The organism is Ciceribacter ferrooxidans (assembly GCF_004137355.1).
Taxonomy (GTDB): Bacteria; Pseudomonadota; Alphaproteobacteria; order Rhizobiales; family Rhizobiaceae; genus Allorhizobium; species Allorhizobium ferrooxidans.
The window spans coordinates 1-322 of sequence record NZ_SDVB01000009.1 but is presented as its reverse complement, the minus strand read 5'-3'; the positions used below and the strand labels follow the sequence as shown (position 1 = coordinate 322).

The window sequence follows — 322 nt, the reverse complement described above, 5'->3', positions numbered from 1 at the left end:
CCACTTCAGAGCACCCAGCCGCATCTTCTGGAGGACTGTGCGAGGCATGCTCCCACACAAGACCAAGAGAGGACAGGCGGCTCTGGAGAGGCTGAAGGTCTTCGACGGCATCCCACCCCCATACGATAAGAGGAAGAGGATGGTGGTTCCAGCAGCTCTGAAAATCGTTCGCCTGAAGCCGACGCGTAAGTTCGCTTACCTTGGCCGTCTCGCCCACGAAGTCGGGTGGAAATACCAGGCAGTAACGGCAGCGCTGGAAGAGAAGAGGAAGGAGAAGGCCAATCTGTACTACAAGAAGAAGAAGCTGGTCATGAAACTGAAG

Annotated in this window: 1 protein-coding gene; it reads left to right on the top strand. The window is 55.9% G+C overall.

The genetic code is table 11. The features are described 5' to 3' along the window. Positions 1 to 322 (top strand): 50S ribosomal protein L13 (gene rplM, locus EUU22_RS26335; RefSeq protein WP_129330102.1); only part of this gene is annotated, 322 nt, incomplete at both ends.